The sequence below is a fragment of the Pseudobutyrivibrio sp. ACV-2 genome, from assembly GCF_900107545.1.
Taxonomy (GTDB): domain Bacteria; phylum Bacillota; class Clostridia; order Lachnospirales; family Lachnospiraceae; genus Pseudobutyrivibrio.
In genome coordinates, this window is record NZ_FNQZ01000001.1 from 491,552 (window position 1) to 515,084 (window position 23,533).

Genomic DNA, 23,533 nt, shown 5'->3' on the forward strand with positions numbered 1-23,533 from the left:
TATTAATCAATAATTAAACTGCCTCTTTGTGCTCAGCAAAAACGTGTGGTCTCTTGCCACTTACTAAATCACCCCAGAAAGGTGAGAAGCTTCTGAGATATTCGATAACCTCAGCAACTGATTTAATAATGTAGTCTACCTGCTCCTCTGTAGCATCCTCACCAAGAGAGATTCTAAGTGAACCATGAGCCACCTCATGCGGACGGCCAATTGCAAGTAAAACGTGGCTTGGATCAAGTGAGCCTGATGTACAAGCAGAACCTGATGATACAGAAATTCCCTTGTCATCTAAAAGAAGAAGTAATGATTCTCCTTCGATTCCTTCAAAGCAGAAGTTTACATTTGACTTTACTCTGTGAACTCTGTCGCCATTAAGCTCTGAATAAGGAATATTAGATAATCCTTCAATAAGTCTATCCTGAAGCTTAGCAAATTTTTCGTTATTAGCATCGATATTTGCTACTGCATCCTCAAGGGCAACTGTCATACCAACGATGCCAGCAAGGTTTTCTGTACCTGCTCTCTTACCACGTTCCTGGGCACCACCGTTGATAACATTTGTAAGAACGATACCGCCTCTTGCATAAAGAACACCGACACCCTTTGGTCCGTGGAACTTATGAGCTGAAATTGAAAGCATATCAATGTTCTGGTCCTTAACATCGATGTGGACATGGCTTACTGCCTGAACAGCATCTGTGTGGAAAATAACCCCCTTCTCCTTGCAGATTGCACCGATTTCATCGATAGGCTGGATTGTTCCAATTTCGTTATTTGCGTACATGATTGTAACTAAAGCTGTATCCTCACGTATAGCATCTCTTACCTGCTCAGGTGTTACAACACCATTTGAATGTACGTCTAAAAGCTCGATTTCAAAGCCTTCCTTTTCAAGAACATTTAATGTGTGAAGTACTGCATGGTGCTCAAACTTTGTTGAAATGATATGTTTCTTGCCCTTCTTTGCTCCAATACGTGCTGCCGAAATGATTGCCTGGTTGTCAGCCTCACTTCCGCCTGATGTAAAATATATTTCTCTAGGAGCTGCACCAAGAATCTTTGCGATTCTCTCTCTTGACTCCTCAAGTACCTCCTTCGCCTTCTGGCCAACTGTATAAAGGCTTGATGGATTTCCATAAACCTCAGTAAAATATGGTAACATTGCTTCTACAACCTTTGGACTAACAGCGGTTGTTGCTGCATTATCTGCGTAAACAAACATTTTTATCTTCCTTTCACATTTTTCACATATTTACCTACTGCGTAGGTATGCGAATACTATAAAAAAATTCACCTATTCAGTCAATAGGTGAATCTCAAAAATATCCTTATTGCGACATTTTATCAAAATCATTTATCAATGTCTTTTTATCTTTCCACTTGCAGTCTTTTCGAATTCTTCAGTAGTAAATTCTATGTTATGGATACGCTTGTATAACGGTAGCGTTTTGTTTAAGTCTGAAACGTATTCACGTATATCTTCATGATATTCTTTTGGGGCAAATACTCCTGCCACAATTCTATCTATGCTCTCATACACTTTGCATTCCACTATGGAATCACACTTATAAAGCATTTTCTCTAATTCTTCAGGGCTGACATTTTCCCCACTTGAAAGAATAATAAGATTTTTCTTTCGACCGGTAATATAAACATAGCCATCCTGATCAATGTAACCTAAATCGCCTGTATGAATGACACCACCCCGCAGACATTTATCGGTCTCTTTATAGTTATTATAGTAACCTTGCATTATCTGCTGGCCTGATATACAAATCTCTTCATCCTGGATAAAGAGGTTGACTCCTGGGATAGGTAAGCCTACTGATTCTATGTGATTTCCAATATCGAAATTACAGGTAACATTTCCACCAGTCTCTGTCATACCATAGAACTGACAAAAGCGAATTCCATTATTTAAAAATGCATCAACTGTTTCTCTATCGATTTTAGCCCCGGCAGTGGCAACTAAATTTAAACCGCCTAGCCTTGAGGTATTGCCTCTTTTTATAGCCTTCTTCCACAGTTTTAAAACAGCAGGGGTGGCGAAACCTACGTCAATGCTCTCTCCATCTAAATCAAATAAAATATTTTTAGGATTAGCACTCAAATACAACGTACAACCACATTCCAAACTTCCAAGTAACGCAACAATACCTGCCACATGATAAAACGGAAAATTGTTGTAAATCTTCATTCCAGGAAGAGCATCCGGCCCACCCATAAAATCAGAATTGATTATTTGCTTTTTTACCCCGAATTGGTTAGCGACAGTAAGAACTACACCCTTAGATAAACTAGTAGTTCCTGAGGTGTATATAATGAACAAAGGATTGTCTGCCTCATCCTCAGAAAAATCTGTCAGTGTCATCAAGTTACTATGAACTAACAGTGTCGCTTTATTATATTGGGGAACATCTATTGAAATCTTCTCCTGATATTCCTTATCTATAATTATTGCTTCAGTTTCTGAATCATTAATGATATGGCTAATATTGTCTGTGCTTTCATATGAATTAATCGGAATAACTACTGCTCTGCTAAAAACCAAAGCCAGCATGATGATAGTGTAATCTATATTACTTTCACACAGAAGACCTATATGACGACCTCTTAAGTCTCCAAAAGTCCGATTAAGATTGTAGGCACAAAAAGATACTTCTTTTAAGTATTCATTGTAACTTAGCTCGAAGCTGTCTTTACCTGCCAAGCTTTTGAAGGCAGTCATGTTTCCGAATTCTTCTATAATCTTTATGAAATCTAACATTTTAACCTTCCTATGCTTTGTTATCTTGTTTCTAAGAGTTTCACAATGTCAGCAACTGATTCTACAGCCAATAATTCTTTTTCTGTAATTGAGACAGAAAATTCTTCTTCTATTTTTGATACAATGGCCAATATCTCAAGAGATGCCAAATCCAAATCATCTATCAAAAGACTGTTTTCATTTATATCTGATTGAGGAATATCTGCCACATCTTCTATTATGCTAACTATTTTGTTATATATTTCCATTTATGCCTTATGCTCCTTTTGTAATATTGGTTTGTTAAACTTTGGAATACGCACCATAATCTTGCGTTTAAACTTTACAAAAGTATAGGTTGCTAAAATGACAGCCACCGCTCTTACTCCAAATTGAATAAGATTCCTAAGGAGCAGACTACCAGTCCAATTCTGTACGAATCTATCCTGTATTATTTCTCCAAATGACTTAAGTTCTATCGAATGAATACATAATACATAAAATGAATATCTACCAATCCTTCTTATTTGAGTAATTAAAAAGCTATTGAATCTATTCAGGAGTAGAAAGATATATATATATCCCATAGATATAATAATATTTCCAATAATTGAAATAGGACCTAAAGTATATACGCAATGTGCCATATTCAAATCATCACCGAATCCCTTAAGCACCATTGAAAATAGAAACGTCCCTAATATAATCAAAACCTTTTTTCTTAAAGTATTGTTAGTAACAAAGAACTTCTTTTTCTTTGAAAAATATCCGACGTATATATACAATGTGGCAATAAATCCTTGTGATAAACAAAATGGGACTGGTCGCCCAAGGCTTAGATACCACCCAGCACATGCAATCATTAACACTACTAATAATAGCTTTTTGCCCTCCAGGAGATTAAGCAATTGATTAAAGATAAGATTGCCGATGATTAAAGCTAATAAAAACCAGTTAGGCGATGCTGCTGAATATCCAAGTAGGATATTTATAAAACTTCTTGATGCTTCTTCTAATGAAGAATGTATGTTTCTTGTAACAAAACATAAGAAGAAAAATTTTACAATTGCTACTAAAAACATTGAAACAATATAGGGAATCAAAAGCGTCTTACACTGCTTTTTAAGACATTTCTTCAAAGTAGTTTTACGAAAGCCGTACCCACTAAGGATAAACATTATAGGCATTGAAGCCACGCCTAGTATGTACGTAAAAATATACAGCACCAACACTAATGGATTATAATTTCCAATAAGAGTTTCCTGGCCCTGCATAAAGTCGAATAGTCCGGAAGTATGTGATAACATGACAATAAGCATAATACTTCCCTTCAGGAAATCAAACATTCCTAGAGTATTCCTTATTTCATAATTATTTTTTTTCATATATTACCATCCCTATGAAAAGTATTACAAAAAGTTAACTTATTTACTAATTTTCTGAAAAATAACTCTCCCCTACACTTTTCGTATCTCATTGATTTTAATATATTTCATCAAATTTATAACACTATTCTTTGTAGCTAATTTCTTAAATAATTATACAAAATAACCAAATATATAAAAAAATAGCGGCATAGCCTAAAAAGATAATATCTTTATGACTATCCGCTACCTTTTATCACATTGAGAGTTTATTTATTTTAGAGGAATTAACTATATTGTTTACTCGAAAGGAACTACTGCCCCATCGTAAGTATCTGTAATATATTTCTTTACGTCATCTGACTTAAGAACATCTACAAGAACCTTAATGCCATCGTTGTTTTCATTTCCTTCTGCTACTGCAATAATGTTAACGTATGTCTTTGCAGCTTCCGAATCTGATGCCTCGTAAGCGATTGAATCCTTTGCTACAGAAAAGCCTGCTTCAAGGGCGTAGTTACCATTTAATACTACATAGGCAACCTCATCCTTAACACGTGCAACCTGAGCTGCTTCAAGCTCCTGAATTTCAATATTCTTTGGATTATCAACAATATCCTTGATTGTAGCCTTTAAGCCCACACCATCCTTTAGTGTAAGAAGTCCATTGTCCTGAAGAAGAAGTAAAGCTCTTGCTTCGTTTGTAGTATCGTTTGGAACTGCGATAACATCACCCTCTGAAACATCATCGAGTGTAGCCTTTGTTCCTGGGTAAATACCAAATGGCTCATAGTGAATATCGCCTGCATCTACAAGATGTGTTCCCTGCTCCTCATTGAAGCTGTCAAGATATGGAACATGCTGGAAGTAGTTTGCATCAAACTCACCTGACTCTACTACAAGGTTTGGCTGAACATAATCATCAAAAACTGTGACATCTAACTTATAGCCCTTTTCCTCAAGTAAAGGTGCCGCATACTCTAAAATCTCTGAATGAGGTGTAGCAGATGCTGCAACCTTAATAGTCTTAAGCTCTGCTGGAGCTGCCTCTGTAGCTTCAGTAGCTTCGCTGCTCTCTTCCTGTGTATTTTCTGCAGTACTTGTAGCTGCACTGTCAGATGAACCGCAACCTGTAAGTGCTCCAAGTACAAATGTTGTTCCTAAAATGCTTGCTAAAATTTTCTTTGTCATATCCTTTTTCTCCTTTGCCGTTGTCTATGATAAAGTTATAATCCTTATTACCCTACAGGTCAATGGGTTTTATCATAGAGAAAAACTATAGTATGTTATCAATTAAATTGATAACTAATGGGTATTGCACACAATTAGGAGGATTTCCGCTCACTGTAACTAATATAAAAAGTGCTGAGAAATCAATTCTCAGCACCTAATAACTAAATTATTTATTTCTTATGATCAAATTTCTTGGCAATGGCCATTCCACTGTTCTGGAAAATCTGGAACAACACAATAAGCAAAATAACTGTCACTATCATGATATCTGTCTCATAACGATAATAACCATAACGAACAGCAATATCTCCAAGACCGCCACCACCAACAGTACCTGCCATGGCAGAATATCCAAAGACTGTTCCAAGGGCGATTGTAGCATTTGTAATTAAAGATGTACGAGCCTCAACCAAAAGTACCTTGAATACAATCTGCGCATTGCTGGCACCCATTGATTTAGCGGCTTCAATAACACCTGCATCTACTTCCTTAAGAGAAGCCTCCACCATTCTGGCAATGTATGGCGCAGCTGAAATAACAAGTGGCACAATAGTAGCTGTGCTACCATATGACTTTCCTACCACAAGTCTTGTGAAAGGAATAAGTAAAATAAGCAAAATCAAAAATGGAACAGAACGAACCAAATTTGAAACTACGTCTAAAATCTTGTATAAAATTGGGTTTGGCTTTAATCCATTAACATCTGAAATGGTAAGCAATATTCCCATTGGAAGTCCAAGTACATATCCTAAAAATGTTGAAACCACGCTCATGTAGATAGTCTGGAGAATTCCTTCTAATATCATATTTACAATGGTACTATCCCACATATCCATCTACCTCCGAATTGTTAATATCAAGTTTACCTGACTGATTGTCAGTGAGCTTGCTGTCACCATCAATCCAAAAATATTTGTCCTCAGGAAGACTAACTTCACCGATTTTACCGGTGTCTACAAGCTGACCGCTCTCCAAGACTGCTACCTTATTGCAGATAGCTTTTACGACAGACATTTGATGGGTAATAAGCACAATAGTGATACCGTATTCTTTGTTGATGCGTTTAAGCAATGAAAGAATAGATGCTGTTGTCTGTGGATCAAGTGCAGATGTAGCCTCATCGCAAAGAAGAATCTTTGGATTGGTAGCAAGTGCTCTTGCGATGGCAACTCTTTGCTGCTGCCCACCAGAAAGCTGTGATGGATAGGCTTTTGCCTTATCCTCAAGACCAACCTTTTCCAGGAGAGAAACAGCCTTCTTCTTGGCCTCTGCCTTTTTTACTCCCTGAAGAAGAAGTGGAAACATAACATTTTCCACTACACTCTTCTGCTGAAGAAGATTGAAGTGCTGGAAAATCATAGAGATTTCCTGACGTTCCTGGCGAAGCTCTTTTTCAGAAAGTAGCCCAAGTTCCTTTCCTTCAATAATAACCTGCCCACTTGTAGGGCGCTCTAAATAATTCAAACATCGAATAAGGGTACTTTTGCCTGCTCCAGACATACCGATAATGCCGAAAATATCGCCTTTTTCAATGTTTAGACTTATATCATTAATAGCATCGACCTTTGTGACCTTGTCTTCAAAGGTCTTGGTCAAATTCTTTAATTCTATTTCGTACATTTACATTTTCCTCTTTCTAATACAAAGCAATAACTTTACCATAAGCCCTACATCTTTGCATGTCAACAAAAGCCTCTAATTGTACCTATAAAAAAAAATTATAGCCTGCTATAAATAATTTTTATAGCAGGCTATTAATTAACCTATGATTATACCGCCACCAAGCACTACTTCACCGTCATAGAAGACTGCTGACTGACCTGGAGTAATTGCACGCTGTGGTTCATCAAATATAATTTTAGCTGTGTCTGCCCCTGTTCTTTCTACAAAACAAGGCTGCTCTTCCATTCTATAGCGTATCTTTGCTTTGCACTTGAAGCTATCCTCTAATGTATTTGGATTAATCCAGTTAATATCAGAAACTGTAACCTCTCTTGAAAATAAATCTTCATTTTTTCCGAGCACAACCTGATTTTTTTCTGTATCAAGGCGCACTACATATAATGGATGTGCTGCAGAAATTCCAAGCCCCTTACGTTGGCCGATGGTGTAGCATACAAGTCCATTGTGACGTCCAAGTACATTACCATCCATATCTACAAAATCACCAGGCTCGTAATCTTTACCAGTAAATCGCTTTAGAGCGCATACATAGTCTCCATTTGGAACAAAACAGATATCCTGACTGTCTGGCTTGTTGGCATTAACAAATTCATGGGATTCAGCAATCTTTCGGATTTCATCCTTTGAGTATTCTCCTAGTGGAAAATCTGTGTGAGCAAGCTCATCCTGGGTCATGGAATAAAGCACATAAGACTGATCCTTATTTTTATCCAGGCCCTTAAGTAACTGATAGCTTCCATCTTCGCATTTACGAATTCTGGCATAATGACCAGTAACCACCTTGTCACAGCCAAGCTCTAAAGCTCTGCGATAAAGCTCGTTGAACTTAAGATGCTTGTTACATTCTATACAAGGATTTGGAGTCATGGCATGCTCATAGCAGTATATAAAATTGTCTATAACCTTTTCCCTGAACTGATCCTTGAAATTAAATGTGTAGTGAAGCATCCCAAGCTTTCTGGCCACTTCCTTGGCATCCATTACATCATCAAGGGAACAACAGGTGCTTTGCTCGGAAAGGTCCACATCATCATTTCCATAAAGCTTCATAGTGCAGCCTACACATTCATAATTATTTTCTTTCATTAAAAGAGCAGCGACACTACTGTCCACGCCGCCGCTCATTGCTATAAGTGCCTTCATATTTATACCTATCTAATATAATTTTCATTTACTCTGACTTTAATTGTCACAAAAAGAATAGCACATAATTAAAAAAAACGGAATAACTATTAGAATTTGAAGGAAACAGTTAAAAAGGCGGCCATACGGCCGCCTAATACCTTTTATTCAAGGTTTTATTATTTAATTGTAATATTTCCCTTTACATTGCCCCACAAGAATTTACTCCTATGTATAATTATATCCAAATTAGGGATAAAGGGTAGAATTATTTAGCTGTAACTATAACAAGTCTATGTCCAAAGAAGGAATTTGATCCTTCTACAGAAGCAAGACCAACATTAAGCCATTTGCTGTAGTATACCATCCAAGAGCTGTAGTCTTTTCCGACCTGAAGCTTAACTACTGTTCCCTTAGGTACACCAAAATACGAAGCCTCATCATTTGCATTAACCTTGTATTCCATATTAAATGAAACAACATTTTCCTTCTCATTCCACTTAACATTTCTAGACTTGATATTTGCAAATAAGATATTTACCTGTGCATCAGCGATGATATCTAAAGCCACTACTTTTTCACCTGTGAAATTAGAACCATTTGCCTTAACTACAGCAAAGTACTGTCCATCGCCATTTGAAGCCTTTGCTGGAAGCTGCTTCATTTCCTTGCCATCCTCACCGAGCTTGTAGGTAATAGCATACTCAGATTTTGAAAGCTTCTTGCCGTTGAACTTAACTGTTACATTTGGTGTTGTAGCCTTCTTCTTTTCCTTCAAGTTAGAAGGTGCTGTAAATTCAAATGCGTCATCTGCAAAATCAACAGGTGAGATTGTAAAGTTTGCCTTAAGCTCGCCTTCGTATTCTCCCTTAAGCTTAACGATTACTGTAGGAAGTGATTCATCAAATTCCTCTCCTACTCCGCTTCCAACCTTTGTTGCTGCATTTTTGTTATTCTTGTAAGAAACCTTGTAGTCTGTTCCCTGAACTAAAGTCTTATCTCCAACTACTACAGTTACCTCTGGCTTAAGAGCTTTCCCTGTGTAAGCCATATCAGATACTGCTGCAATTGCTGGAGCCTCTACTACTGGTTCCTCAGGATTTTCTGGTTCCTCAGGATTTTCTGGCTCCTCTGGGTCCTCTGAAACATCAACTGCCTCTGCCAACTCAACCTCACCAAATACCTTTGGAGCTGACCAGCCGTTTCCAGTCTCATCATACCAGGTTCTGGTTCCGATACGACCACCGTTTGCTGCATCATTAATCTGTAAATCAAGACCGATAGCCTGACCAATCTCAGGAGTGATGTCTGTCCAAGCAAATGCAGACTCTACATAATAGCCTTCCTCTGTTAATGTAACCTCATGCTTGCTGTTTTCTTCAAGGCACTTCTCGCCATTGAAGCTTGCTTCATTTAAGTAGTTAATTCTGTACTGCTTATCATCTGCCTGATATGCTTCTGACTTACCATTATTTTCATCGATAAATACTTCAACAGAATCTTTTTCGTGATTAGCTGATGAAGTTGCATCAAGCACATCATCCTTTACACAAACAAGTGTATAGAGATAGTTTTCATCCCAGAGAACCTTTGCACCTGCAAGTGCATTTGGCTTTGTTCCACCTGTTATAGAAAGCTCTACTGGGTCTACCTTATCCCAAACCTTGTCAATCTTTCCATCGATTTCAGGTGTTCCCTTAGCAACTGACATGTATGGCTTGCAAAGTCCCTTTGCGAAATACTTGCTGCCCTCATCCTGAGTAAGTCTAAGATTGTTGAATGCATGCTCGCCTTCTGAATCAGTAACTACTACATCCATAGCAAGTCCTGCTGATGCAAAAAGCTCACTTGGTCCTTCTATCTCAAGTACGCATTCGCCTTCATCATTAAGTGCAGCTTCAACAGTCTTAACATCTGCACCATCCTTCATTTCCTGTGCAAAGTCAACGTATAATTTTGCCTTGTCTGCGCCTTTAGCCTTAACCTTTACAGAAAGCTTATTACCATCCCATACTGGAATAATGCTATACTCTGTACCTTCGATAGATGTTTCCTTGCCATGTGCAAATGGATTCTTGCCCTTTGCCTGAACTAAAGTAATGCTCTTGATAGCTGGCTCAAGCTTTGAAGGATCTACAAGAGCCCAATATGCTGGCTTAGCCTTGTACTCACCATCGAAAAGAAGTGGAACCTGCTTTTGTCTTCCATTAGCTCCACCACCTACGCTGTTGCTGGTCTGAAGCCATGAGTTAGGGTCAATAACACCCCAAATTGTAAAGCCGTTTACATCGATATCTGGATCAGCATCGATTTCCTTGTATGCATCGTAAACATCCTTGTATCTGTATGCTTCCTTTGTGTACTCAGCTGGAAGCTCTGCGTCAGTACCACCAAAGTCTGAGCTGCACTTGAAATCAAGCTCTGTTACCTGAATCTTACCTACGATTTTACCGTAGCGCTTACCACAGTCTATAATCTTCTGCTTTGATGGAGAAATCATATTGTGATGTCCCTGCATACCAAAGCCTGTGATTCTTGTAGGAAGTGTTTCATCACTTTCGTGTCTCTTTACACTTTCAAGCAGACCTGCGATAGCATCTGGCTTATTTCCAGAGCACTCGTTGTAATCGTTGTAGTAAAGCTCAAGGTTGTCCTTGCCCATCTTGTGTGCATAATAATTTGCAAATCTAAATGCATTTAAGATGTAATCAGGAGCATCCTCTTTGCTGCCTGCGCCGTAGATTTTAGCCCAGTTAGATCTTTCAGATGCATTTCTGTATGTACCAGTCTCATCTGAGCATGCTTCGTTTACAACATCCCAGCCATAGAACATATCCTTGTACTCTGACTTGAATACATGCTCATAAACGCTCTTGATGAACCATTCATGACGAAGAGTCATCTCTTCTGGTGAAACAAATGCTCCGTTTGGATCATAGTTTTCTCTAAAGAACCAGTCAGGTGTCTGTGAGTGCCATGTAAGTACGTGACCTCTTACCTTTATCTGGTCCTCTGGGTGCTCATCATTCCAATCCTTGAGCACATCAAGCATCTTTTCTGCTCTTGAGAAATCAAGCTTAGGTACCTTCATATCCTCATGCTTGTTACCTCTTGCATCAGTCCATGTCTCAGTTACAATCATGCCTTCTGAAGGCTTGTCGTTCTGATAGTTGAAAAGAGCATCTGGCTTTAACTCATTACCAAATGTAACTGCATTGAAATGCTTTTCTACAAGATCCATAAGAGCCTTATCAGAAATCTCTGAAAGCATGATTGCAGCACCTGTGTATGAATCGCTTCCGAGGCCTTTACCTGATGAAACATAATCCTTTAAATCTGGAATATCCCATTCGATATCAGCCTTCTCTTTAACCTCTTCTACCTTGCTTGGCTCTGGATAATCCTCTACATCACCCTTTAATGTTAAAGTAATGCTTTCAACTGTAAATGTAGCTGCATCACCAGATGAATTCATCAAACCGATTCCGTCAAAATCAAGCTTGTCAGCATTCTCGATTGTAGTTGTGCCATATGCAGCTAAAAGCTCTTCACCTTCGTTTCTAAGCTTCAGTGAAAATCCGCTCTTATCACCCTTTTTAAGGTTAACCTTTATAGCCTTTACCTGCTTACCCTTTATACCAGTAGGAAGTCCAAGGACCTTTTCTGCATAATTTCCGCTGTAAGAAAGCTTAAAGGCACCACCCTTGACAGTGACTTCGGTTCCCCATGTACCACCTTTGTCATAATCCTTGTCAAAGTCAATCATAGGATAAGTAATTTCGCACTCTTTCTTCTCGTCCTCATCATCCTCAAGCTCGTCTTTTTTATCCTTTTCGTCATCCTCATCCAAAGCATCTTTTTCGTCTTCGGATTCCTCTAACTCTTCCTCTGACTCCTCTGTTTTGTCTTTATCAGACTTCTTCTTTTTTGAGTCATCCTTTTTATCTTTTTTAGATTCTTCCTTTGTTTCTTTCTTTGAATCTTCTTTTTCTGAGTTCTCTTCTGCGCCCTTATCAGATTTCTCTTCCTCTGATTTCTTTTCAGAGTCTTCCTTTACTTTTTCAGATTCCTCTGCTTTAGTCTCCTCGTTCTCAGTCTTAGCCTCTTCCCCTTTTGACTCATCTTCCTGCGCTTTTTCTTCCACGTTCTGCTCTGTAGCTTTGTCTGCTTCTGTAGCATTTACAGTGACAGGCGCATAGGTGGTTGCCATCATAGTAGAAATTGCAACCAAGGATAGAAACTTATAAAGTCTCTTCTTTACCATACATATATTCTCCTCTTTAAAATAATGTAAAAACCCGGGTAAGATTATTTTAATAGGAAAGATGTCAAAAAAAGGGGGATAAACTATATGTCTATCCCCTACAAAATATAACTTATGCCACAACAGTGGTTAATAGTTGCCAAATCCTTCGTAATTCTTGCTTTCTTTAGGTCCAAGATATGAATCTCTTACCTTTACATCCGGGTTCCAAAGAACGATTTTTTCGATTACGACCGCTGGATCTATGGCAAATAATTTTATCTCATTAAGTCCCTCTTTTAATTCAACCTGGCATGTTCCGATGTGAATATTATCAAGCACTCCCTGTCTCCAGCTCATAGACTTCCATGGCTCAAAGCCCTTTTCAGGTATCGTATTTACGATATTTCTCTGACTATCGTTTGCAACCACACCAAGGGTAAGCTTTCCTCTGTAAACAACAGGATTTGATGGCGCTGTGTACACATCACATGTATATGTGCCAGTTTTTGATGCATAAACCTTGTAGATAAGTGCTGGTGCATCCTCTTCATTTTCAAACTTTAGAGTCTGTGGATAAGCCTTCATGCCACCTAATGTTTTTCCGAAGTTTTCAATTTCTCTATATTCACCTAGAGAGGTGTTTTTAGCAGCTGTAAAATGAGGTGCTTCAATTGAGATGCAGCCCTCCCCCTCTAAAAAGCATGGTTCTTTCACATCTATCAAATTATAGTCAGTAACACTTATCTTTACTTCAACCATTGAAACACTGGTGTCATTTTCTGATTCATCAGCAACCACTTCTCCATCGTCTACGTATATACGAAGCATTGTGTGGTCTGACTTATCCCATTTATCCTTTAGAATCTTTACACTGTAAAGAATTGAATCCTCCACTGTAAAAGTTTCATTTTTGGCTATGCAGACATCACTGTATTCATCAGTTACAGAAAGCCAATCTCCATCCCAATCAATACGGTAGTGAAGCTCCTTTTCTCCACCATTTGCTACTTCTACCATCCCTTCATCATTAGAGGCAAAACACAGCGGCATTTCAAGCACATGTCTGGTCCATCTGTGGGCTCCCGTAAAATCTTCCTGATTTGCAATGCTAACCACAAGTCTGCTATCCCTTACAGGATTATAGTACTGACTTACAGGATACTGGCACTGCTCGTCATTCCAATTGGTAAAGCCTATGTGATATACCGACTGCATATGATTCCATTTGCCATTGTTTCTGGTGTGATATTCATCCATCAGACTTCTCTCAAGCTTAATAGAGCTTTTGATTAAATCAGCATACTCATTTGCACGCTTCTTGCCCTGGCGGATATAGTTGGCATTTATGCTTGCAGATATCTGCATGGTATTGATAGCTGCCACTGATTTTACAGGATAATATACCAACTGATAGAAGCATTCCTCCAAATCCAAATCAGTTGCCTTAACCTCTTCAAATAAATCATCTGCTTCGTATGACATATCAAATATCTTATCTAGCATATCCATTGCTTCATTTTCATGAACAGCATGATATATTCCACTGTGCAAAGCCTCTGGTCTTCTTTTTCCATTCAGATTTACATAATCATTTACAAGCCCTGCTGCCCTTTTTGCAATTTTCTTTTCAAAGCCTAATCCTCTAAACCAGTTTATGGTATATTCCTTTGTTTTATTGATGGCATCTGTTCCCCATTTATCAAAATCATATGCCAAATCCAGAAAATAGCTGAGTGGTAATTCCTGATTTTTAATATCCCCTACATTTACAATCCAGGCTGCTCTTACACCAAAATCATAGGCCATAGTCATCTGTTCCCAGACCTTTGTAAGTGGTGAAGTGTTTATCCAAAGATATGACACAGGGTCACCAAAATAATCGAAGTGATAATACATTCCAAAGCCGCCAGACTTTTTGCGCATCTTATCATCAGGCAAGGTTCTAACATTTGCAAAATTGTCATCACAAAGCATCATGATATCGTTATCAAGAACATCCCAGTCTTTCAGACCTTTAGTGTTTTCATCGCCAAAATAATAATCCTCCACCTCTTTGTATAAAGCTAAAAGCTGTGGATGAGTACTTGGTGCATACTCTGCGATAAGCTCCTTTTGCTTTATGATAGCGGATTTTAAAACATTAATATTATCCTCTAGGGTTGCATCCTCAGGCATTAGATATGAGTCATTTTCACCGCGCATACCTATTGTAATCAGATTTTCAAAGTCCTTGTTTCTAATCAGGCCATCCTTCCAAAACTCAGTGATTCCCTCTGCATTAGACAGGAAGCTCCAGTCTGTTCCATACTGTGGATTGTCCTGTCTTAAGGTCTGAAATTCCTGTCCCGAACGGCAGCAGGGCTCATGATGGGAAGCTCCCATGATTACCCCCATTTCATTTGCCAGCTTCGCATTTTCGATATTATCTAGAGTAAAATCAGAGCGCCACATGGCAGGCCACAGATAATTTCCCTTCAGTCGTAAAAGAAGCTCAAAAATCTTTTCATAAGCTTCAGGGCCTGGTCTTATGCTTCCATATTTTTCCTTGAGCCATTCACCAAGGCAAGGTTGCTCATCATTAATAAAAAATCCTCTGTATCTGACAGATGGCTCCTTGGAAACCATACAAATATCAGAATCTAAAATTATCTCAGACTTTTTCTTTACTGTAGCATCAGCCCAGAAATACCATGGTGAAACTCCAAGCACTTCAGATATGTGAAACATACCATAGATGGCGCCACGCTTGTCACTTCCGATAACAGCCAGCACAAGCTGTCCCTTACATTCAGGATTTTCAAAAAGATATATTCCATAGGCTTCCCTTTTACGCTGCAACAGGGAAACATCTATCGTATTTACGAATTGAGTTTTGACACTTTGGCTATCACAAACTCCTACATAAATTACATATTTTTCCTCTGGTAAAAAAGAGTCCTCAATTTTAGGACTCTTTCCTGTGACTCTGTTAATATCCTCTGCAAAAATTCCAGCCATTTTCTTAAGGCCAAATACTCCGGCATCCTCTAGCACAATAGGTGCAACTTTGCCATTTTTATATAGTCCAAACTCCAACATAATAATCTTCTCCCTGTGAAAGATTTACTTCATTATGGAGATTAGTATAGCAATTATTAAAATAATTTATTGTTCATTTATTGACCTATTAAGTGATTATTTTTGCATGACATTATAAAAAAAGATCCCTACGTCATCTCTGCCATAAGGATCTAAAACACTCTTTATCTATTACCAGCGCTTAATATTAAAAATCTGTTCATTTATAGGATTTACAAGCTCTGGTGAAAATCCCATAAAGAATAAAAATGGTATTTCTCCAAGTGTATGATTGCCCATTTCTTTATCGTGAGCCATAATTACACCAAATGCGGCTGGAAGCTTTTCCTTAAGAAGAGACATTACCTCTTCATCTTTTGCAAGCTCACATAGTCTGGTCTGCGGGCCATAAATATTTCTATAATCTTCGCTTGGCATATAAGAAATCTTGTAGTGGCCAGCTCCTGCAGTAAGCAAGCCATCCACACTGATTTCCGAAGCATCACAGCCTTCCACTGTTAAGGCTTCCTTAGAAAATCTTGGAAGAGTCACATTTGCCTTTCCATTAAATGGAACAGACACTTCAATGGTAATTATACCGTCCTCTGCTATTTTCCAGTTTGAAGTATACTTTCCTGCTGCTGTAGTCATTGAGCAATTGAAATGTCTAAACTTCATAGATGGAAGTGGCTTGATATTTGCCACCTTAAAGCCAGGCTCAGCTGCTGTGAGGCCACCGATATATTCATACATAAACTGAACAATAGTACCATATGAATAGTGATTGAGGGAATTCATTCCAGTGCCTGAAATTGAGCCATCCTCTAAAAGTGAATTCCATCTTTCCCAAATAGTTGTTGCACCAAGATTTACACAGTAAAGCCAGCTAGGGAAGCCCTCATTAAATAAGAACTGATATGCCAAATCCACATGTCCGCATTTTGCAAGTGTAGTACATAGAAGTGGTGCTCCTACAAATCCGCACTTAATCTGGAAGCAGTCTTTTCTGAGACGGTCTATAAACTGATTAATAAGCTTTTGTCTGTCCACATAGATATCAAAGGCAAGGGCTACTATGTAGGCAGCCTGTGTATCGCAAGCCAAGCGTCCAGTAGGTGAAAAATACTCATCCAATATTCCCTTTTTGATTTTTTCTGCAAGCTCCTTATAGTTCTTTGCATCATCATTTTTTCCAAGGCGCTCTGCCATCTCAGCTGTGATTACTGTAGAACGGAAATAGTAAACTGCTCCAAGATAATCATCATCTGTGCCACCCTTAAAGCTCTGCTCTGAAATACCATCAAGCCCAAGCCAATCGCCAAACTGGAATGGAAGGATAAATAAGCCCTTGTCACCATGCTCCACATCATTTCTGTGCATATAATCTACCCAGTTTTTCATCAGCTCGTAGTGCTCTGTAACATCCTCTAATGAGCCAAAGGTATTGTATAAAACATTTGGCACGAATGTGCCTACATCTCCCCATACACTAGATGAACCAGCAAGGCTTGCACCGCCCTTTGAAGGGATGTAGCTTGATACTGCACCATCATACCTTTTTGCATCATAATTTAAATCTCTCAAGAACTTTTTGTAGAAAGCTCTTGTATCCATATTATAGCTGGCTGTCTGAGAAAATACCTGGGCATCTCCTGTCCAACCAAGTCTTTCATTTCGCTGTGGACAGTCTGTTGGCATATCAAGGAAATTAGATTTTTGTCCCCAGATACAGTTTTCGTATAGTCTGTTTATCTTTTCATTGCTGGTTTCTATGTAGCCTGTGCGCTCCATATCAGAATAAATTACATTTGAGCGAACCTTATCAAGTGTAAGCTCTACATTTTCTGGCCAGCCCTCGATTTTGATATATCTGTATCCAAAGAATGTAAATCTAGGATGAACAGTCTCTTTTCTTCCATCAGAGGTATATACAAAACTAGATCTTGCCTCACGGTAATTATCATTATAGAAATTACCCTGCTGCAATACTTCACCACAGCTAACAGTAATCACTGTGCCTGAAGGAAAATCTGCATCAAATTCCATCACACCACAATGATTCTGTCCAAAGTCAATTACAGTCTCACCTGCTGGTGTCTTAATTATTTCTTTTGCTTTAAGGACTTCCTTAACTACTACAGGAATACTGTATCTATCTAAAAGTGCTCTCTCTGCTGTCACAGAAATAGCGCTACCTTTTTCAATAATTCCAGCCGTTCTGTCTAAATCCTCTCCATAATAGATTCCAGACTCAAGCACATCTGATGCTGATACCTTCCAGGTAGAATCTGTTCCAATGACATCACATGTTCCATCCTCGTAAGTAACATGAAGCTCTGCGATAGCCTCCATTCTGTCACCATAATTGTAGCCGCCTTCCAAACCAAAGTTTGACATATACCAGCCCTTTGCCACCTGAATATCAAGCCTGCTATCTGTTTTAAGCTGTTCTCCTACATCAAATGTGATAATCTGCATTCCAGTTTCATAGTCATTGATGTATGGAGTAAGAATTTCATTTCCCACCTTATTTCCATCTATATAAGCTTCAAATACACCTAGACAGCTTACATAAAGTCTTGCATCCTTCACCTGGTCTTTAAGCTTTAGTTCTTTAGAAAAAACTGGATGAAATGTCTCTCCCTCAGCTGCTGCAATCCACTTACCTGTCCATGGCTCATCCATCTTTCCTGTCTCGAAAAACTGAACCTTTGATGTAGCACATTCTCCATTGTCACCTGTGATAGTTACTCTCCAAAAATATCTTGTTCTTGGAGCAAGCTTTATATCTATCACTTCACCAGTCTGATCTAAATCCTCAGACTCCTTTTTGAAAATGATATCCGTAAATGCGATATCATTTGCAACCTCAAGTACACCGTTTTTTAATGTTAATGCCTCTGTGTCTTCAACATTCCAGCTTGCAATTATATTTCTAAAATCATAGCCTATAGGGTTTACAACTCCATTAAGCTTTGTTCTTGTAATTCTCATCAATCAATATCTCCTTAAAATAATGTTCAACTTATGTTGTCAATATAACACGATTTAAAAATCTATTCACGTATCAAAATCCGACTTTATTTCAGTTAAACACGACGTATAATAAGGATGCCAAATTTCCGTTGAAATCCGGCATCCTTTAAGTACAAATTTAGTAAGATAAATACTCCTTGCCGCAGAAAGGATCAATAGGACTCTTTCCTTTAAATTCACTCTTACCCATTATTTTTTCAATTACAGTTTCAATCATAACATCATGATTAGAATAGCAATTAATATAAGTCTTAATCATAGGTACATCCAACAAGTGATATGGATTTGCCAAAGAAATAAATAATGTAGGAACAACCTCAACAAACCATGGAATATTGTTACCTGCACCATACTCTGTGTGCCAGTTTAATCTGGCTGTTGTCTGGTTTGATGTATTTTCAATGTTTCCAATATACATTACCAAATCATATTTGCTTCTGAATTCCTCTACTGTCTCAAAATGTACAGGCTTTGTCCAATCATAAACCTCTTTCTCATAAGGAATCATCTCAAAGCCAAGCTTTTCCATCTCAGAAACAAATTTCTTTTCAATTCGCTCATCTGATTTGTAGCCACCCATCATTTCATAGAGAACTCGTCTGTGCTTTTTTACATCAAGCGGTAAAAGCTGTTGTGTGTCCTTTACAAGTGTAACTGCCTTGTCGGCACAATCCTTCACCCACTCCTTGTACTCTGGCTTACCGATTTCTGATAAATTATCTTCTGAAGGTGCAAGCGTACCTTGTTTCTGCTTTTTATGTAAGCCCATCATAGCCTTTGTTGCAAGAATTCTAGTCACCGCTTCATCCAGACGTTTCTCTGACAGAATTCCATTTTTAAGTCCTTCTGTCATATACATAATGTCTTCCTCTAAATCCTTATTGAAGAGAATCATATCGCAGCCAGCTTCTACACAGTATGGAATGGCCTTGCGTCTATCCATTGCAGCAAGGAAACCTACCATTGGTGTAGCATCTGTAATAATCATTCCATTAAATCCAAGCTTATCTCGAAGTAAGCCCTGCAATAATTCCTTAGACTGACTTGCAGGAATCAGCTTCTTTTGTGGTACTTCCTCATTTGATAGTTTATTCTGATATGCTGGAAGTGCAATATGTCCTACCATCACGGTTGGCGCGTCATTATCTATTAGAGTCTTGTAAATATCTCCATAAGTTCTATCCCACTCATCACAGCTCATAGAGTTTACAGAAATCAAAATATGCTGGTCTACTTCATCTACACCGTCACCAGGGAAATGCTTAACAGATACAATTGAGCCACATTCTCTTGCCGCCTTCATGTATTCAAGACCACACTGCTTTACCATTTCAGGATCTGAACCATATGTACGAACATTAGTTATAGGATTATGATAGTTTAAATCAATATCTATTACAGGAGCAAAAGCATAATTACATCCAACAGCTTGAGCCTCGCTACAGCTGATTTTCCCCAAACGATAAGCCTGCTTTGGATCCTTTGTTGCAGCCACCTGCATCTGCTTTCCAAATGCAGTTCCCTCTTCTATAATACCATCGCCACCTGCCTCTAGGTTTGCTGCAGTAAGCATTGGAATTTTAGTATTATTCTGAAGATATTTGTATGTGCTTATAAGCTCTTTCGCCTTGCCGTTTCTAAACATCAGGCCACCTACATGATTATTTAAAATCACATGCTGTAAATAGCCTTCATCAGTTGTAACCCCCAGAGGGAAAAACAGTTGACCTATTTTTTCCTCTGTAGTCATTGAACTTTTTGTATTCTCAACCCATTTAATATCTTCATCAGATAGGTAAAAAGGTCGATTCTTTAAATCAATATTAGTCATTTTATTATTCACCTATGCCATCGCCCTTGAGCTATTTTTGAATACCTTTTTTATTGATGCAATCCAGCCTGCCCCCTGTCCTGCAACTACATTTAATACAAGAATAAATAAACCTGTAATAACAGTTGAAATTGCGCTACCCATTTCCGCAGTGAAAATTGCTGCTAATGAATATGACAGTAAGCTGAGTGTTAAAGCACCCATGATTGTTCCAATCAAATCACCACAGAAGCCTGCAAGCATCAAACCGATAAATACTGGAAGAATATTTGAGAACAACTCACCTGCTGTAGATAATGAAGTAAAGCTTGCATCATGTGGAGCCTTTGTAGCGTAAATCATAGTAGCAAATCCAAAAATTAATCCAGAATATACATATGAAATAAATACATTCTTCTTTTCATTGATACCAATGTTTACAGCAGACTGTTGATTATTTGAAAGAAGCTGTGCCTCTTTACCGGTAACTGTTCCATAGCTATAGAATGCATAAAGAACTACACTTGCAATAAGTGGTACTAAAGCCAGTGGAAATGATGAAAATACATTTAAGGTCATATTTGCTACGTATTTTGCACCTGCCCCATTAAAGGCTATACATGTGATTGACTCATACAAAAGAGCCATACCGATTGTGGCAATAACGATAGGTAATCTTCCATACACATATACCAATGCCACAATTATTGATAACACAACGCTAATTGCCAAACACAATATAATAAATACTCCCAAATTATTTCCTGCCATGTCCTGAGCCACGTGACCAGCCACAATAGCTGTAAGTAGCATTATCGCACCACCGGAAAAATCAAACCTTCCACTTTTAAATTGTAGGCCGATTCCTAATGCACAGCTGGCTGCCACAGCTGTATCCGACAGTACAATTCTCCACATAGGAAGTGTTCCATAATATGTTTTGCCGTTTGCATAGCAAAGAATAAACATTACTACAAACATGGCAAGTGGCAGCATTATAGTTCCACCTATTCTTTTTAACCAATTCATCTGTTTCATAATTTCACCCTTAATTACTTTAATGCATCTACCATAACCTGTTCAGAATGAAACAATGCCTTTAAATCCTCAAAGCTGTTGCATGCCTGAAGGTCTTCATATTTAACTGATGCATCGTTATAGTCGTTATTAGCTAAAATTGATTTTGAAGTAACATTATCGATATCTTCCTTGCTATCGATTACATATTCTGCTGAATCAATTCTCTCGCAAACAAAGTCATCATACATTTCGCCCTTTACAGCCTTATCGATTAATGTAAGACCATATGCAATGTTCTCACATGGTGAAATTGAAAGATAACCGATTGTTCCATCTTCACCTATATCTTCAACAAGTGATGGATCATTATCAAAGCCTGATGTTATAAGCTTGGTATCAGCTGCACAGAGCTTGTCCCCTTTTGCCTGAACCATTGTAGGATAAACAAATGTTGTACCTGCACAAAGAGCTACTAATGCATCCAAATCATCTCTGTCAGCTTCCTGGAAATATGACTCATCCAGTGGCTGGAATTCAAGTGTAACTACTCCACCTACTATTTCTATACCTGCTTCCTTGCAAAGTTTTACTATCTCATCTGATGCTTCCTGAAGGTTAGGATATGCATAACCTGGGAAAGTAACTACACCAATTTTGTCATAGCCCTGAGATACTACGTAATCAAAATTCTGCTTTGCTGTGTCAGCGCCATTGATGTGTCCATCTGCAATTGTTCCAAGGAAATTTGGATAATCCTTTACTGCTGCATTTGATGCAATATTTGCATCCTCAGAAAAAACTGAATTCATATCTGTATTAAAGGCTGCAACTGGAAGATCTGGATATTCATCCATGATTGCCTGGATACCACCATCCTGGCTAACTAAAATACCAACAACATCACTTGTCATTCCATTCTTAACAGCTGTAAGGTTTCCATCTGGATCATTAAATCCATCACCATAAACAATTTTTAAATTGTAGCCCATTTCCTCACAAATCTTGGTTCCATATGCAACCATAGCCTCGTACTGAGGTCCTGAAGATAAATTCGACATCCAAAGAATTGTTCCTCCATTTGCTGAAGATGAACTTTTTGATGATTTTCCCTCAGTGTCTGCTGCCTGTGAACCACATCCTGCTAATGTTGTTACTGAAAGAACTGAAGCAGCTGTCATTGCTAAAACTCTTTTTAATACTCCTGATTTCATAATATAACCCTCCTAAAAATTAATTATCTTGGTAATACACCGTTTTTCTTTCTACATGTAAATAAAACTACAACTATAAAGATTATTGACTTAATTAAAAATGTCATATTTGTTGGCACTCCTATAAGTGGCAGTCCTACTGCAAGGATTGAATATGTAAATGAACCAACCACTGCACAGCTTACCTTTGAACGCATACCACCTGATAAAGGCATACCACCTAAAATCAACGCTATCATTACATTCATTTCAAAGCCTGTTCCTGTTGAATCTGAAGCTGATCCTGTGTAGCCCATCTGGAAAATAGCTGCTACGACTACCATGACACCCATAATTACATAGCTAATAACCTTGAACTTTAATAAGTTTATTCCACATTGCTCTGCGGCAAGTGCGTTGGCACCGATGGCTCTTGCGTTTTTTCCAAACTTTGTAAAGTAAAACAGATAAGAAACAACAATTGTCTCTAATACAAGTACCAAAACCATAAGTCCTGTGCTTTTAAAAGCTGAAAAATCTACAGAGCGAAGTGTAATATTTCTGCTTCCAAGCTTCGCATATGCGATAGAGCTCACACCCTGAAGTATCATCATAAACACTAGCGATGGAATAATCGGATGAACCTTAAGTACCTGTCCTGCTCCACCATTAATAATAGCTATTACAATGGCTATAGCTGCTGAAATCAAAATGCCAGGAAGTAACGAGCCAGTTACATTTCCAAGCAAAACAATAAGCATTGCATAAACTCTAATCTGCGCACCAATACTAATATCCATATTTCCAAGTGAGTAAACAAATACTGCTCCAACTGACAATAACGCTGTTACAATTACATTGGAGATGATATTTGCAAGCTTTGCCTGACTCCATATGTTCTCTCCGAAAAAAGGAGGAATGATTGTAAATACCAAAATACAGAAAATCAATCCGCCGTAGGATGCCACATCATTTATATGCGTTTTTAAGTATTCACTAACTTTATTCTTCTTTATCTCTTCCATT

At 38.2% G+C, this 23,533-nt stretch carries 14 protein-coding genes and 1 pseudogene; all 15 read right to left on the reverse strand.

The genetic code is table 11. The annotated features are described in order from the left end of the window. Positions 1 to 13: 13 nt before the first annotated feature. The 15 genes and pseudogenes from nifS to BLV53_RS02330 all read right to left on the reverse strand — a co-directional run bounded on the left by nifS (position 14) and on the right by BLV53_RS02330 (position 23,532). A complete protein-coding gene (gene nifS, locus BLV53_RS02260) occupies positions 14 to 1,222 on the reverse strand; it encodes a cysteine desulfurase NifS (RefSeq protein ID WP_090296487.1) in 1,209 nt (402 codons plus the stop codon). A gap of 135 nt (positions 1,223 to 1,357) precedes the next feature. Continuing rightward, the gene (locus BLV53_RS02265) at positions 1,358 to 2,767 is read right to left on the reverse strand and encodes a class I adenylate-forming enzyme family protein (RefSeq protein ID WP_090296490.1); all 1,410 of its coding nucleotides are present in this window, start codon (positions 2,765 to 2,767) and stop codon (positions 1,358 to 1,360) included. A 20-nt stretch (positions 2,768 to 2,787) separates the two neighbouring features. Further along, positions 2,788 to 3,015, reverse strand: a complete 228-nt coding sequence (locus tag BLV53_RS02270; protein ID WP_090296493.1) for an acyl carrier protein — start codon at positions 3,013 to 3,015, stop codon at positions 2,788 to 2,790. Continuing rightward, on the reverse strand, positions 3,016 to 4,131 hold the full coding sequence (locus tag BLV53_RS02275) for an acyltransferase family protein (RefSeq protein ID WP_090296495.1): 1,116 nt from the start codon (positions 4,129 to 4,131) through the stop codon (positions 3,016 to 3,018). A gap of 279 nt (positions 4,132 to 4,410) precedes the next feature. After that, positions 4,411 to 5,301: a MetQ/NlpA family ABC transporter substrate-binding protein gene (locus tag BLV53_RS02280; RefSeq protein ID WP_090296497.1), complete on the reverse strand. Its 891-nt coding sequence runs from the start codon at positions 5,299 to 5,301 to the stop codon at positions 4,411 to 4,413. A gap of 212 nt (positions 5,302 to 5,513) precedes the next feature. After that, a complete protein-coding gene (locus BLV53_RS02285) occupies positions 5,514 to 6,173 on the reverse strand; it encodes a methionine ABC transporter permease (RefSeq protein ID WP_090296501.1) in 660 nt (219 codons plus the stop codon). A gap of 100 nt (positions 6,174 to 6,273) precedes the next feature. Then, positions 6,274 to 6,963: pseudogene (locus tag BLV53_RS02290) on the reverse strand (methionine ABC transporter ATP-binding protein); the annotation flags it as partial. A 138-nt stretch (positions 6,964 to 7,101) separates the two neighbouring features. Further along, positions 7,102 to 8,169: a tRNA 2-thiouridine(34) synthase MnmA gene (mnmA, locus tag BLV53_RS02295; RefSeq protein WP_090296506.1), complete on the reverse strand. Its 1,068-nt coding sequence runs from the start codon at positions 8,167 to 8,169 to the stop codon at positions 7,102 to 7,104. Positions 8,170 to 8,416: 247 nt separating this feature from the next. Beyond that, positions 8,417 to 12,412: an endo-1,4-beta-xylanase gene (locus tag BLV53_RS02300; protein WP_090296508.1), complete on the reverse strand. Its 3,996-nt coding sequence runs from the start codon at positions 12,410 to 12,412 to the stop codon at positions 8,417 to 8,419. 129 nt (positions 12,413 to 12,541) lie between these two features. Then, complete coding sequence (locus tag BLV53_RS02305) at positions 12,542 to 15,472, reverse strand: glycosyl hydrolase 115 family protein (RefSeq protein WP_090296511.1); 2,931 nt, start codon at positions 15,470 to 15,472, stop codon at positions 12,542 to 12,544. Positions 15,473 to 15,643: 171 nt separating this feature from the next. After that, positions 15,644 to 18,445: an alpha-L-rhamnosidase gene (locus BLV53_RS02310; RefSeq protein WP_242879021.1), complete on the reverse strand. Its 2,802-nt coding sequence runs from the start codon at positions 18,443 to 18,445 to the stop codon at positions 15,644 to 15,646. Between the two features lie 160 nt (positions 18,446 to 18,605). Continuing rightward, positions 18,606 to 20,318 (reverse strand): glycoside hydrolase family 3 N-terminal domain-containing protein, encoded by a 1,713-nt coding sequence (locus BLV53_RS02315; protein WP_090296514.1) that lies wholly within the window; start codon positions 20,316 to 20,318, stop codon positions 18,606 to 18,608. Between the two features lie 12 nt (positions 20,319 to 20,330). Then, positions 20,331 to 21,335: an ABC transporter permease subunit gene (locus BLV53_RS02320; protein ID WP_090296517.1), complete on the reverse strand. Its 1,005-nt coding sequence runs from the start codon at positions 21,333 to 21,335 to the stop codon at positions 20,331 to 20,333. A gap of 14 nt (positions 21,336 to 21,349) precedes the next feature. Continuing rightward, a complete protein-coding gene (locus BLV53_RS02325) occupies positions 21,350 to 22,528 on the reverse strand; it encodes a type 1 periplasmic-binding domain-containing protein (protein ID WP_090296519.1) in 1,179 nt (392 codons plus the stop codon). A gap of 23 nt (positions 22,529 to 22,551) precedes the next feature. Beyond that, positions 22,552 to 23,532, reverse strand: coding sequence for an ABC transporter permease (locus BLV53_RS02330; protein WP_090296522.1), 981 nt, complete (start codon positions 23,530 to 23,532; stop codon positions 22,552 to 22,554). Position 23,533: the final 1 nt, after the last annotated feature.

What these genes read in the sequence shown, in the direction of transcription:
- BLV53_RS02300 (WP_090296508.1), bottom strand. Translation starts at nt 12,412, where the DNA reads ATGGTAAAGAAGAGACTTTATAAGTTTCTATCCTTGGTTGCAATTTCT.
- BLV53_RS02310 (WP_242879021.1), bottom strand. Translation starts at nt 18,445, where the DNA reads ATGAGAATTACAAGAACAAAGCTTAATGGAGTTGTAAACCCTATAGGC.
- BLV53_RS02325 (WP_090296519.1), bottom strand. Translation starts at nt 22,528, where the DNA reads ATGAAATCAGGAGTATTAAAAAGAGTTTTAGCAATGACAGCTGCTTCA.
- mnmA (WP_090296506.1), bottom strand. Translation starts at nt 8,169, where the DNA reads ATGAAGGCACTTATAGCAATGAGCGGCGGCGTGGACAGTAGTGTCGCT.
- BLV53_RS02305 (WP_090296511.1), bottom strand. Translation starts at nt 15,472, where the DNA reads ATGTTGGAGTTTGGACTATATAAAAATGGCAAAGTTGCACCTATTGTG.
- BLV53_RS02280 (WP_090296497.1), bottom strand. Translation starts at nt 5,301, where the DNA reads ATGACAAAGAAAATTTTAGCAAGCATTTTAGGAACAACATTTGTACTT.
- BLV53_RS02275 (WP_090296495.1), bottom strand. Translation starts at nt 4,131, where the DNA reads ATGAAAAAAAATAATTATGAAATAAGGAATACTCTAGGAATGTTTGAT.
- BLV53_RS02285 (WP_090296501.1), bottom strand. Translation starts at nt 6,173, where the DNA reads ATGTGGGATAGTACCATTGTAAATATGATATTAGAAGGAATTCTCCAG.
- BLV53_RS02270 (WP_090296493.1), bottom strand. Translation starts at nt 3,015, where the DNA reads ATGGAAATATATAACAAAATAGTTAGCATAATAGAAGATGTGGCAGAT.
- BLV53_RS02315 (WP_090296514.1), bottom strand. Translation starts at nt 20,318, where the DNA reads ATGACTAATATTGATTTAAAGAATCGACCTTTTTACCTATCTGATGAA.
- BLV53_RS02320 (WP_090296517.1), bottom strand. Translation starts at nt 21,335, where the DNA reads ATGAAACAGATGAATTGGTTAAAAAGAATAGGTGGAACTATAATGCTG.
- nifS (WP_090296487.1), bottom strand. Translation starts at nt 1,222, where the DNA reads ATGTTTGTTTACGCAGATAATGCAGCAACAACCGCTGTTAGTCCAAAG.
- BLV53_RS02265 (WP_090296490.1), bottom strand. Translation starts at nt 2,767, where the DNA reads ATGTTAGATTTCATAAAGATTATAGAAGAATTCGGAAACATGACTGCC.
- BLV53_RS02330 (WP_090296522.1), bottom strand. Translation starts at nt 23,532, where the DNA reads ATGGAAGAGATAAAGAAGAATAAAGTTAGTGAATACTTAAAAACGCAT.